This window comes from Curtobacterium sp. NPDC089689, from assembly GCF_044749145.1.
Classification (GTDB): Bacteria; Actinomycetota; Actinomycetes; order Actinomycetales; family Microbacteriaceae; genus Curtobacterium.
Genome location: NZ_JBIVHJ010000001.1, coordinates 1,468,601 through 1,481,703 on the forward strand (window position 1 = coordinate 1,468,601; position 13,103 = coordinate 1,481,703).

Genomic DNA, 13,103 nt, shown 5'->3' on the forward strand with positions numbered 1-13,103 from the left:
TCCCCGGTGCAGGACCCTGCCTGCCCGGCGCTGTCGTGCGCTGCCTTCGTGTTGCTGGACGCCGACCCGAAGGCACCCTCGATGCGCCCCACCCTGCTCTCCGTCCGTCCCCGCGCGCTCGCGATGCTGGTGGTGACGGCACTCTTCGCGGGGCTGCTCGCGGTCGTTGCGTTCGCGCAGCCCGTCGCGGCTGCCGCATCGGCGATGACGGTCGCGGTCAAGGCCGACGGGTCGGTGCTCAACGGCGAGCAGGCGTCAGTGACGATCACGGCGAAGAACCCGGCAGATGCGCAGTCGCTGTACAACCTCGGGTACACCTACACGCTTCCGGTCGGGGTCTCCTACGTCGGGGCGAGCGCCGGCACCGCGGTCGGTGAACCCGTGATCAGTGACGTGACGGACGTCAACGGAGCGGTCGTCGGGACCCTGCTCACCTGGGCGAACGTTTCGGACCTGGTCTCCGGCGATGCCAAGGCGATCACGTTCAAGGTGCAGTCGTCGGACGCGGAGTTCCCGGTGGGGAGCGCGTTCACCGGCACGGCGCAGGTCGCCGCCAACTCGAACGCCCGCACGGTGCCGACGTTCGGCGCGGACGGGGCACCGGCCGACGGGTTCACGGACAGCGCGAAGAGCGAGCTCGCCTCGACCGACGTCTCCGCGCTGAAGATCGTGAAGTCGGAGCCCAGCTCGGAGCACGAGCTCGTGCGCGGCGTGCACGCGCAGCCGACGACCTACACGCTCACGGTCACGAACACGAAGCAGGCGGCGACGACCGGCGTCACGGTGACGGACTACCTGCCCGCCGGACTCGAGTTCCTGCAGTGTGGCGACGTCGAGCACACGACCTCGGGCGTGGAGTACGACGGCGCGCAGCCGCTCGGTACGGCGACGAGACTCGCCAGCTGCACGGACCCGGTCAGCGTCGACACCGTCCTCGGTGCGCCCGGGGAGGACGACACGAAGGTCTTCACGAAGGTCGTGTGGAACCTGGGCGACTTCGCTGCCGGTGCCACCCAGACCATCGCGTACCGCGCCGCCGTCCCGCTCCACGAGAACACCATGGACTTCTCCGGGCAGCCGGGCAAGGACGCCACCGCGACCGAGCCGACGGCGGAGTCGCTCGGACAGGGCGCGAACCTCGACAACAACAACGGTGCGTCCACGCGTCAGGACACCGCTGACGAGGAGTCGAACGGCAAGGCGCAGAAGAACGTCGCCATCGCATCCGGCTCCTACCAGGGGCGCGACGCGGCCGGGCAGACCGGGAGCGTCCAGACCGCGCAGGACTCCCTGACCGTCGAGGCGATGGACCTCGCCGTGGCCAAGGCGGTCGAACCGACGACCTTCACGGCCGGCGACCTCGCCGCCTACACGCTCACCATCCGTACCGGTGAGTACGAGCGCGCCGAGGGCATCTCGTTCACCGACGAGATCCCGAACGGCATCTGCCCCGCGGTGCCAGCGGACACGGTCCTCAAGGTCGACGGCAACGGGTCCTACCCCGCCGACTGCGACCCGCGGACGAACTCCACCCTGAACAAGGCAGTCAACGGAGCCACGGTCGACTCGGTCACCTACAACCCGGGAACGGGCGGCTTCACGATGGCGATGACGCTCGCCGCCACCGACGCGTCCGACTCGTCCGCGACACCGCACGCCGCCGCGATGCCGACGAACGCCACCGAGACGATCACCTACGCGGGTCTGATGCGTTCGAGCTACTCGGCGTCGAACCAGCAGGGTCCCACCGCCGTCGGTGACGACTACACGAACACCGTGCAGATGACCGGCACGTCCGACGGGGTCGCGGGCGACACCGGCGAGCAGCGGGTCGTCGACGACTCACGGGCGACCATCACGTCGAGCGGTCCGAGCATCTCGAAGCAGGTCCTCTCCCGTGACGCGATGACGGGTGTGACGACGGCCGCCCAGTGTGCCGCGCAGACCGCCGGGTACTCGGTGAAGGACGCCGGCGGGTTCACCCTGGGCGACACCGTGTGCTTCCGGCTTGAGGTGGACTTCGGCGCCGGTGCCCAGACCCGCAACGCCACGGTGACCGACCTCCTGCCGAACGGCACTGCGACGGGAGCCGATTGGACGGAGGGCACCGACTGGGCGCTCGGCGGTTCCTCGTCGGGCAACACCGTCGCGGCGGAGGACGTCGAGAAGTCGGGCGAGACGACGGCGACCACCGCGACGTTCGCGATCGGACACTCCGTGGACGGGGCCTCAGGCACCTACCTGCCGCAGACCGGCGACACGACCACGCTCGTGCTCTTCGTCGCGGCGAAGATCGGCGCTCCCGGGTCGAGCACGACGAAGGCCGACCTGACGCAGAACCTGATGAAGTACGCCCAACAGGACACCAAGGGCGGCGTCACGTCCCTCCGGACGATGGCGAACTACACGGTGACCGGTGCCCCGACCGCGACGCTCGAGAAGCACATCGTTCGGACCGGTCCGAGCCCTTCGGAGCTCACCGCGGACGTCGACCCGAAGACGACGACCGAAGGCCGTTCGCTGCAGTACCAGCTGACGGTCGGCAACGATCCGGCTGACGGCTCGGACCTGTCGATCGCGGGAGTCACCGTGTGGGACGCGCTCCCCGCCGGCATCACCTGCGACGACGTCGAGCAGGGGTCGATCACCGACACTGTCGGCGGCCAGACGGTCTCGGTCTCCTGCTTGGACGCGCCCACCGGCGCAGCAGCGACGTACCAGGACCGCCAGTTCATCATCTGGTCAGGCCTCCCGGCCATCGCCCCCAACGGTACGGTCGACCTGACGTACGTGATCAACGTGCCGGACCAGGCGTACGTCGGGACGACCTACCGGAACGACGCCTCCGTGACCCGGTTCACCACCCGGACGAACACCGGCGACGAGAGCGTCACCTGGATCCCGGCCACCGGCGACGACAGCGTCTTCAGCGGATCAGCCGGGGACGGTGAAGGCACCGCCGCGAACGCGGACGCCCACACGGCCGTCGCGGTCCCGTCCGCCGCCGTCCAGAAGACCGTCGACAAGGCCGACGCCGTCCCGGGAGAGGCGGTCTCCTACACCTACGACGTGACGATCCCGGCCGGGACGACCGTCGGCAAGGGCACGCTCGTCGACCCGCTCAGCGAAGTCAGTGGTCTCCGGACCTCGGACGCCACGACGTGGACGCTGACGCTGCCCGGCGGCGCGAGTGTCAGTGCGCGTCGGGGCGACGCGCAGGCCGGCACGGTCACGTACTCGCCCACCGGACAGGACTTCACGCTCACGACGGACGGCACGGTGGAGTTCCCGGACCCGTTCGACAACGACGGCACCGACCCGCTGACGTTCTCGGTGACCGTGACCGGCCTCACGGTCTCCCGCGACACCGGTGTGCACACCTCGACCGTTCCTCCCAGCACCGTCCGCAACGTCGCGACGTTCACTTCGGAGGATCCCGCGGGGCACGCGACGATGGCGACCGACGACGCGACCACGGCCATCACGGCGCCGAACGTCACGATCAGGAAGACCGATGACCTCGGCGGTCGCCCGGTCGCGGGCAACGAGACCATCACGTACACCCTCACGGCGACGAACGACTCGTCGACGACCGAGGCACGCTCTTTGATCGTCGCGGACTGCTTCCCGAGCTCGCTCGAGTTCGGGACGACCACCGGCGGGACCATCGACGATGCCAGCAGCGCCGACTTCGCCGACCGCGCCGACTGCGCCGACGGCACCACCCTGCACGCCTGGTCCGTCGGCACCGACGGTGTCCTCGCACCCGGGGCCAGCGCGGTCGTGACGGTGACGGGCAAGCTCACGACGGACGCGCCCGCAGGCCGCCGGTACGTGAACACCGCCCGCGCGATCTCGTCCAGCCTCGACACCGACTACAGCGACACGACGGCATCGTTCGTCCAGGTGGCGTCCGACGACGACACCGTCTCGGTCGCCTCGCCCACGATCACGAAGTCGCTGACCGCCAACGCCTGGAACGCGGACGGCACCGCGAACGGGACCACCTCGACCGATCCGTCGAACACGAAGTCCGTCACGGTGCGCCCGGGCGACTCGGCGACCTACACGATCGTCGTCACCGTGCCGGCGAAGGTCGCGATGTACGCGCCCCGGGTGCAGGACTCGCTGCCCGTCGGGATGACGACGAACCCCGGCGCGGTGACGGCGACCTGGGCGGACGGGTCGAACGCCACGGTCGCCAGCGATGCGGACACCGAACAGGCCATCGACCTGACCTTCCAGGACATCACGAGCTCGGACGACGTGCGGACCCTGACGATCACGGTGCCGGTCACACTCACCAAGGCCCCGGCGTCCACGACACTGTCGAACACCGCGACCCTGACGTGGGACCGGAACACTCCCGGGTCCGATGGCTCGGACGTGACCTCGACGAAGCCTGCGAACCCGGCGAACGCCGTCGTCGTGCAGCCGAAGCTCGCCATCACGAAGGACGCACGGGTCGGGAGCACCACTGTCACGACGGTCGAGCCCGGGACGTCCTTCGGGTACCGCGTCGCCGTGAAGAACTCCGGCACCGCCCCGGCCTACGGCGTCGCTGTCACTGACTGCGTCCCCCTGGGCGTCGAGGTGATCTCGACGGACCAGACGTCGACCATCACGCCCCAGGGCGGCTCCTGCGCCGGCACCCAGGTCGTCTGGGCGGCGCGGACCATCCCCGCAGGGGCGACCTCCACGCTCACGTACTCGGCGCGGTTCGCGTCCGATGAGCAGCTCACCGGCGCCGCGCTCCGGAACACGGTCACCACGAGCAGCTACTCGTCGCTCCCCGTCGGTTCCGACGGAGCCGTCTACGACGCGGTCTCGACATCGGCGAGCGTCACCCCGTCCTTCCCGAAGGTCGACGTGAACAAGGGGGCGTCGTCCGATCTCGCCTACGTCGGACAGGACACCACCTTCACCGTCACCTTCAAGAACACCGGTGGCAGCGCGAAGACCGTCGCAGCCGTCGACACCCTCCCCGCCAACTGGACGTACACGTCGGCCAGCGCAGTGGTCTCGATCAACGGCACCGCGAAGCAGGTGGAACCCGCGGTGGACGGGGCGACGCTGACCTGGGCGAACCTCGGCGCGATGCCGGCGAAGGGCACGATCGTGCTCACGTACCGCGCCGCGCCGTCCGCCGCCGCCACGGACGACCCGGGCAACGGGTTCACCGTCAAGCACACGAACAGCGTGACGAGCACGGTGACCGACAAAGCCGGAGGCACCTCGTACAACGGTGGCGCAGGCCGGTTCGTCACCTACGAGGGCTCGACCACGAAGACGGCCGCGACCGCCGCGACCGCGATCGGCGCCGCAGACCTCGCCGTGACCAAGAAGGCGACCGACGCCCGAGTCGTCGCCGGGGCCACCACGCCGAAGGCCTGGACGATCACTGTCACGAACACCGGTCCGGACGCCGCGCACGGCACCACCGTGATCGACACCCCGAAGGACCTGCCGGAGGGCGCGGCGCTCGCGTTCAGCACCGCTGACACGAAGGCGACGCAGTGGCAGTGCACGCCGGAGGACAGCACCTGGGCCTGCGTGAACGGCGCCGTCGTGGCGAAGGGGGACGCCTTCCCCGAGCTCGACGTGGCCCTCACGCTGCCGGCCGACGCCGATCTCGGCACGATCACGAACACCGCGGAGATCGCCCAGGGGCCGGGACAGACGTTCGACCCGAACAGCGCGAACGACTCCGACTCGGCCAGCCTGACGCCGATCGCACAGGCCGACCTCGCCATCACGAAGACGAGCAACACGGACCAGGCCAAGGCGGGTCAGCAGATCTCGTGGACGCTGACCGTGCAGAACGTCCGCGACACCGCCGCGGGCAACGTCTCCGACGCCCGTGGCCCGATCACCGTGCACGACGACCTACCCGACACCGTGACCACCACCTCGGCGTCCGGCGTCGGCTGGACCTGCTCGGTGCAGGACGACGCGGTCGACTGCACGCGGACCGGGTTGGCCAACGGTGCCTCCTCGGTGATTACCGTCGTCGCGACCGTCCACTCCGACGTCACGGCCGACCGGACGATCGAGAACACCGCCTCGGTGTCGGTCGAGCCGGACCGGACGACCGACCCGACGCCCGGGAACGACACCAGCAACGAGGTGTCGACGCCCGTCGACGACTCGACCACACTGACGGTCGCGAAGGCCTTCGACGGAGTCCTCGTCGCGGGTGAGGACGCGACGTGGAAGATCACTGTCGAGAACGTCGGGACGGCGGACGCCCGGGGTGTCCGGGTCACCGACCAGCTGACGGACGGAACCCGGCTGGCCGGCGACGGACCCCAGACCGACGGCGCGTGGACGTGCGACGCCCAGGACGACCGGACCGCCGTGACGTGCACGCTCGACGGCACCCTCGCCGCGGGCGAGGAGACGACGGTCACGTTCCGCGTCTCGACGCCGTCCTCCTTGAGCGGGGCGCTCGTCAACGAGGCAGCGGTCCGGGCGACGAACGCTCCGCCGGCTTCGGCCGTTGGGCGCAGTGACGCGACGCAGACGGCTGGACTCGTGGTCGAGAAGACCGCCGACGTCGCCTCGGTCGACGCTGGCCGTGAGGTCACGTACACGATCACCGTCTCCAACCCGGACGGTCCGAGCGACCTGCCTGCTGGCGCCCCGGAGCGGCCGAGCATCCGCGTCCAGGACCGCCTGCCGGAAGGCGTCGCGTTCCTCGGGCTCTCCCAGGAGACGAAGGACCACTGGACGCTCGAGTCGAACGACGGCGGGCTCCTCACGCTCACGAGCGCAGCGGGCATCGCGGTCGGTGCGGTCGACCCCGACACGATCGTCCTGACGGTACGGGTGCCCGCCTCGACGACCGTGCCGTCGATCAGCAACCGGGTGACCGCGCAACCGGTGACCGCGAAGGGCGAGACCGCGTTCGACGAGGTCTCGGTCGACGTCACCACCCACGCCGACCTCTCCGTCGTCAAGGAGCGGACGAGCGCCCCCACCGCCGATGCCGGCACCGACGTGACCTACGACGTCACGGTCCACAACGACGGCCCGTCGGACGCGCAGCACGCCGTGTGGAGCGACACCACTCCGTCCGGCATGACCGTGACGAAGGTGACCTCCGACGACGACTCGTGGGAGCAGGGCGCGGACGTCACGACCTGGTCGACGGACACGTTCGCGGCCGGAGACACCGCGGTGTTCCACGTGACCGCGGCGATCGCGTCCGGGACCCCGGCCGGAACGCTCCGCAACGTGGCCGCGGTGTCGAGCGCCACGAGCGACCCGGGCACTGACGACGACCGGTCCGGTGCCGACGTCGAGGTCACGACGCACGCGTCGCTCGGCCTGACGAAGACGCCGGTCGCAGCGGTGGGGAAGCGCACCGCGGTGAAGACCGTCACCGCCGGCACCGACCAGGTCTGGCTGCTGCAGGTGCACAACGCCGGTCCGTCCAACGCGCAGCCGACGACCGTCGTCACCGACGACCTGCCGGCCGGCCTGACGTTCCGCAGTGCGACGGGCACGGCGTGGTCGTGCGACGCGACGACGACACCGGGAGCGGTCGTCTGCGACCTGTCGTCGACGGTCGTCGCCGGTGCGGACGCCCCGGCACTCTGGCTGACCACCGCGGTGGCGTCCGGGTACACGTCGGACGCGCTCGTCAACACGGCACGCGTCACGGGGTCCGGCACGCCGTCCACCTCGGGGTCGAACGGCAGCGCCGAGAGCCCCATCACCGTCGGTCGGACGGCCAACGTCGCCGTCGCGATCGGCCACGCCGGGACGGCCGTCATCGGGAAGGACCTCCCCGAGACCATCCAGGTCCGGAACGACGGCTCGTCCGACGCCGCCGCGGTCACCGCCACCTACACGCTCCCGAAGGGCCTGACGTACGTGTCCACGGAGGCGGACCCGCGGTGGACGGTCGCGTCGGTCGAGGAGCACGCGGACGGCACCACGACGGTGACGTTCATGCTCGACGGCCCCCTCGTCGCAGGCACGCTCGCCCCCGCGATCACGGTGCACCAGACCGTGACGGTGGACGCCTACCCCGGCGTCGAGCCGACGGCGACCGTGGCCACCACGACGCCGGAGACCTCGACCGAGGACAACGCCGACGCGGACGAGACCGCCGTGGCACCGGCCTCGGCACTGTCGGTGACGAAGACCCACACGGGAGCGGTCGTGCGCGGGAAGACCGTCGGCTACACGGTGACGGTCCGCAACGACGGTCTCACCGAGGACCCGGGTCCCGTCGTCGTGGCGGACCGCCTGCCGGCCGGCCTGAGCCTGGTCAGCGTCGACGACGGTGGCGCGGCGACGTGCACGGACGGTCGGACGGTGTCGTGCACGCTGACGGAGGCGCTGCCGGTCGACTCCGCCGTCGCGTTCCAGATCACGGTGCGGGTCGCGGACGACGCACCGGACCGGATCACGAACACCGCGAGCGTCTCGACACCGACGCTGCAGTCCGAGTCCTCCGCGCAGGTGGTCCGTCCGGGCGACCCGAAGCGGGTGAGCGACCCGGCGACGGTCAGCGGGCAGCCACGAGGTGACCTGGCCTTCACGGGCGCGGCCGGTCTCGGGATCGGTGCGCTGCTCGCGCTGCTCGCGATGGCCACCGGCGGGGTCCTGCTGGTCCTGCGACGACGCCGCCGCGCGTAGCCGGCGCCAGGACGGACGGGAGGCACGGATCACCGCGATCCGTGCCTCCCGTCCGTCACAGGGTCGGGTGGGCATGCTCGGAGGGGTGACCCGTCTCCGACGCTCCGCGACCGGCGGTCGCGGCTACCACCGCGTCCGCTCCGGTCGCGGCTTCTCGTACCGCGACCCCGACGGGAAGACCGTCACCGACCCGGCGGTCCGCCAGCGCTTCGAGGACCTCGTCATCCCGCCGGCGTGGGACGACGTCTGGATCTCGCCGTACGACAACGGACACATCCTCGCCACCGGCATCGACGGGGCCGGACGACGGCAGTACATGTACCACCCCGGCTGGCGCGAACGCATGGACCGGATCAAGTACGACCGTGCGCTCGCCCTCGCCGAGTCCCTGCCGTCAGCACGACGGATGGTGACGCAGGACCTGCGTCGCCCGGAGCCGGACCGACAGCGCGCGCTCGCCGCGGCGTTCCGGATGCTCGACCAGGGATCGCTCCGCGTCGGGTCCGAGCGGTACGCGACCGAGCACGGCAGCCGCGGGCTCTCGACGCTGCTCTGCGCGCACGCCCACGTCTCCGGCGACGACATCGAGCTCGACTTCCCGGGCAAGAGCGGACAGGAGTGGTCGTCGTCGATCCACGACCCCGACCTCGCGACGGTGATCGCCGGCATGAAGCGTCGCGGACCGAACGCCCGACTGCTCTCGTTCCGCGAGCGCCGCGGGGCAGAGTGGGAGCCGCTCTCCGCCGAGGACATCAACGCCTACGTCAAGGAGCGCGCCGGGGACGAGTTCACCGCGAAGGACTTCCGGACGCTGCACGGCACCGTCGCCGCCGCCGTGGACCTCGCGAGGACCGGACCCCAGTCGAGCCAGGCGAAGCGCAAGAAGGCGGTCTCGCACGCGGTGAAGGCCGCGAGCGACGAGCTCGGGAACACCCCGACCGTGTGTCGGCAGAGCTACATCGACCCCCGGCTCCTGGACGCGTACGACCACGGCGAGACGATCGACCCCGGGCGCCTGCACGCCGCCGAGTCCGAGGTCCGTGCACTGCTCTACCGGCAGTGACCGCGGAGCGCGTCGGATGACGTACCGTTGACCACCGTGCCGCCCACCCCACACCCGGCACGGAAGGACCCCCGACAGTCGTGACCGACGAGTGCATCCACGGTTTCCCCACCGAGCTCTGCGACATCTGTTCCCCCCGCCAGCGGGAGACCCCCGCTGGACCCACCGCCCCGGCACCACGCCGGACCCGCATCACCACCGACCTCCGCTCCACGCCCGCTCCCGCGCGCGTTCCCGGCGGGCCGCTCCGCTCGGCCGTCCCGGACCTGCCCGAACCCCGCGTCTTCGCCTCGCTGCGGGCGCATCACGCGACCCACATCGACAACCTGCCGGGCATCGTGTCGGACGGCGCGATCGTCGCCGCGACCGACGCGACGCCCGCCGTCGACGTCAGCTCGACGGACACCCGTGCCGCGCGCTCCGAGGCCGCGGCGCCGGACGGGTCGCCCGTCGCCGCCCACGTCACGTTCTCGCTGTCGCCCGACGCCACGCGCTGGGACGAGCTCCGCCGCGGTGCCGAGGGGGAGCGGTGGTCCGACGCCGCCCGCCGGACCCGCGCGACCGACTACGTCGTGCTCGTCGTACCGGTGTCCGCGTTCGGCGCCTCGGTGATCGTGGCCGACCAGGACGCCGAGGCCGAGGACGTCCGGTTCGCCGTGGGCCCGGAGGCGGCGACGAACCTCATCCGCCGCACCGACTTCACCGACCCGGAGATGCACGGCCTCGAGCTGCTCGCCGGGCCGAGCGTGCCGTTTTCGTCCGTCGCGGTGATCGGCGTCCCGAACGACCGCGCGCGGCAGCAGGTGAAGGCGATCCTCGCCGAGCACGGCGGCCACGCGCCCCGGGTCGCCGTCTTCCCGCCGTGGTTCGTGCCCCCGGTGACCGCCGAGTAGGACTCGCGTCGCGAGTCGGCCGGGCGTTCTCCAGGCCGCGTTCGTCGTGCCCTCCCGACCACGTCGGGAGGGCACGCTGCGTGGCGGGGGCGGGTCGTGCCTCCAGGCCGGCCGATCCCCGCCGTTCCGGGGAAGTGCGCCGATCCCGACACGCCCGCGATCCGCGACACGCCCGGGTTGCACGGATGCCGTGCCTATGGGAGACTTGTCCGGTTCCGAATTCCGCAGGGCGTCCGCGCCCGCAGGATCACTGCTCTGGCAGTGCACAACCCCCTTGTTCAGCAGGGCTGGGTTGGGCCGCAGGCAGCAGAACACGATCGAATCCCCCGCGAAGCACGACGAGCACTGCTGTGCCCGGAGTGTGGGGGAAGCGACATGCCCACGCTGGACGGCCCAGGTCGCCCGCGCGGTTGACAGGAGAACAGCGGTCATCCCCAGTGGATGCGGCCGGTTGGTTCAGGTAAACGGCCTGGCCCGCAGGAATGCGGAGTGCAGGCGGCGTCAGGCGGCCCGAGAGGGTGCGCGGCGCAGAGAGGACAAAGAGACACATGGCGGGACAGAAGATCCGCATCCGGCTCAAGTCGTACGACCACGAGGTCATCGACACGTCGGCCCGGAAGATCGTCGACACGGTGACCCGTGCCGGTGCGACCGTGGTCGGCCCGGTGCCGCTCCCCACCGAGAAGAACGTGGTCACCGTGATCCGTTCTCCCCACAAGTACAAGGACTCGCGCGAGCACTTCGAGAAGCGCACGCACAAGCGGGTCATCGACATCGTCGACCCGACGCCGAAGGCCGTCGACTCGCTCATGCGACTCGACCTCCCGGCCGACGTCAACATCGAGATCAAGCTGTAAGGGGGCTGACCAATGGCGAACTCCACCAAGACCGTCAAGGGCCTCCTCGGCAAGAAGCTCGGGATGACCCAGGTGTGGGATGAGAACAACAAGTTCATCCCCGTGACCGTGATCGAGGTCGGCCCGAACGTGGTCACCCAGATCCGCAACGTCGAGCGCGACGGCTACGAGGCGATCCAGATCGCCGCCGGCGCCATCGACCCGCGCAAGGTCAACAAGCCGACCGCCGGCCACTTCGAGGCCGCAGGCGTGACCCCGCGTCGCACCCTCACCGAGATCCGTACCAACGACTCCGCTGAGTACACGCTCGGCCAGGAGCTCACCGTCGACACGTTCGAGGCGGGCCAGAAGGTCGACGTCGTCGGTACCTCCAAGGGCAAGGGCTTCGCCGGTGTCATGAAGCGCCACGGCTTCGCCGGCGTCTCCGCATCGCACGGTGCGCACCGCAACCACCGCAAGCCCGGTTCGATCGGCGCCTCGTCGACCCCGTCGCGTGTCTTCAAGGGCATGCGCATGGCCGGTCGCATGGGTGGCGAGCGCGTGACCGTCCTCAACCTCACGGTGCACGCCGTCGACGCCGAGAAGGGTCTGCTGCTCGTCAAGGGCGCCGTCCCCGGTGCTCGTGGCCGCTCCGTCTTCGTCCGCACCGCCGTGAAGGGTAAGTGATCATGGCCACCGAGACCGCAACCACGATCGACGTCCTCGACGCGACCGGGGCCGTCGCCGGCAGCATCGAGCTGCCCGCCGCGCTCTTCGACGTCGAGACCAACGTCCCGCTGATCCACCAGGTCGTCACCGCGCAGCTCGCCGCCGCGCGTCAGGGCACCCACAAGACCAAGAACCGCGGCGAGGTCCGCGGTGCCGGTCGCAAGCCGTTCAAGCAGAAGGGCACCGGCCGCTCCCGTCAGGGTTCGGTCCGCGCTCCGGAGCACACCGGCGGTGGCGTCGTCCACGGACCGACCCCGCGCGACTACTCGCAGCGCACCCCGAAGAAGATGATCGCCGCTGCTCTGCTCGGCTCGCTCTCGGACCGCGCCCGCGGTGGCCGCATCTCCGCGGTGGAGTCCTTCGTCCCGGCCGAGGTGCCGTCGACCAAGACCGCCCGCACGCTCCTCGAGAAGGTCGCGCCCGTCAAGAACGTGCTCGTCGTGCTCGAGCAGGACGACGAGCTCACGCTCAAGTCGATCCGCAACCTGCCGGGTGTCCACGCACTCTCGTACGGCCAGCTCAACGCCTACGACGTGCTCAAGTCCGACGCCCTCGTCTTCAGCAAGAGCGCACTCGACGCCTTCATCGCGTCGAAGTCCGCGAAGGAGGTCTCCGCATGAGCGGCTTCAACAAGGACCCGCGCGACATCATCATCTCGCCGGTCGTCTCGGAGAAGAGCTACGGCCTGATCGACCAGGGCAAGTACACGTTCATCGTGGACCCCCGTTCGAACAAGACCGAGATCAAGCTCGCCATCGAGAAGATCTTCGACGTCAAGGTCGCGAGCATCAACACGCTGAACCGTCCGGGCAAGACCCGTCGCACGCGTTTCGGCATGGGCAAGCGCAAGGACACCAAGCGCGCCATCGTGACGCTCAAGTCCGGTTCGATCGACATCTTCACGGCTGTCGGCTGAGGACCAGAGGGATAAAT

At 70.4% G+C, this 13,103-nt stretch carries 7 protein-coding genes; all 7 read left to right on the plus strand.

Annotated features, from left to right (window positions below):
• Window positions 1-81: 81 nt before the first annotated feature.
• The 7 genes from ACIPYW_RS07170 (at window position 82) to rplW (ending at window position 13,086) form a co-directional block, all read left to right on the plus strand.
• Complete coding sequence (locus tag ACIPYW_RS07170) at window positions 82-8,649, plus strand: hypothetical protein (RefSeq protein ID WP_400412185.1); 8,568 nt, start codon at window positions 82-84, stop codon at window positions 8,647-8,649.
• An 85-nt stretch (window positions 8,650-8,734) separates the two neighbouring features.
• Complete coding sequence (locus ACIPYW_RS07175; protein ID WP_400412188.1) at window positions 8,735-9,712, plus strand: DNA topoisomerase IB; 978 nt, start codon at window positions 8,735-8,737, stop codon at window positions 9,710-9,712.
• A gap of 80 nt (window positions 9,713-9,792) precedes the next feature.
• Complete coding sequence (locus ACIPYW_RS07180; RefSeq protein ID WP_400412190.1) at window positions 9,793-10,605, plus strand: DarT ssDNA thymidine ADP-ribosyltransferase family protein; 813 nt, start codon at window positions 9,793-9,795, stop codon at window positions 10,603-10,605.
• A 548-nt stretch (window positions 10,606-11,153) separates the two neighbouring features.
• Window positions 11,154-11,462, plus strand: a complete 309-nt coding sequence (gene rpsJ / locus ACIPYW_RS07185; RefSeq protein ID WP_022903286.1) for a 30S ribosomal protein S10 — start codon at window positions 11,154-11,156, stop codon at window positions 11,460-11,462.
• Window positions 11,463-11,474: 12 nt separating this feature from the next.
• Window positions 11,475-12,128, plus strand: coding sequence for a 50S ribosomal protein L3 (gene rplC, locus ACIPYW_RS07190; RefSeq protein WP_058725377.1), 654 nt, complete (start codon window positions 11,475-11,477; stop codon window positions 12,126-12,128).
• Window positions 12,129-12,130: 2 nt separating this feature from the next.
• A complete protein-coding gene (gene rplD, locus ACIPYW_RS07195; RefSeq protein ID WP_290133576.1) occupies window positions 12,131-12,790 on the plus strand; it encodes a 50S ribosomal protein L4 in 660 nt (219 codons plus the stop codon).
• Window positions 12,787-13,086, plus strand: coding sequence for a 50S ribosomal protein L23 (gene rplW / locus ACIPYW_RS07200; protein WP_022903283.1), 300 nt, complete (start codon window positions 12,787-12,789; stop codon window positions 13,084-13,086). Before rplD ends, rplW begins: the two co-directional genes overlap by 4 nt.
• The last annotated feature ends 17 nt before the right edge of the window (window positions 13,087-13,103 follow it).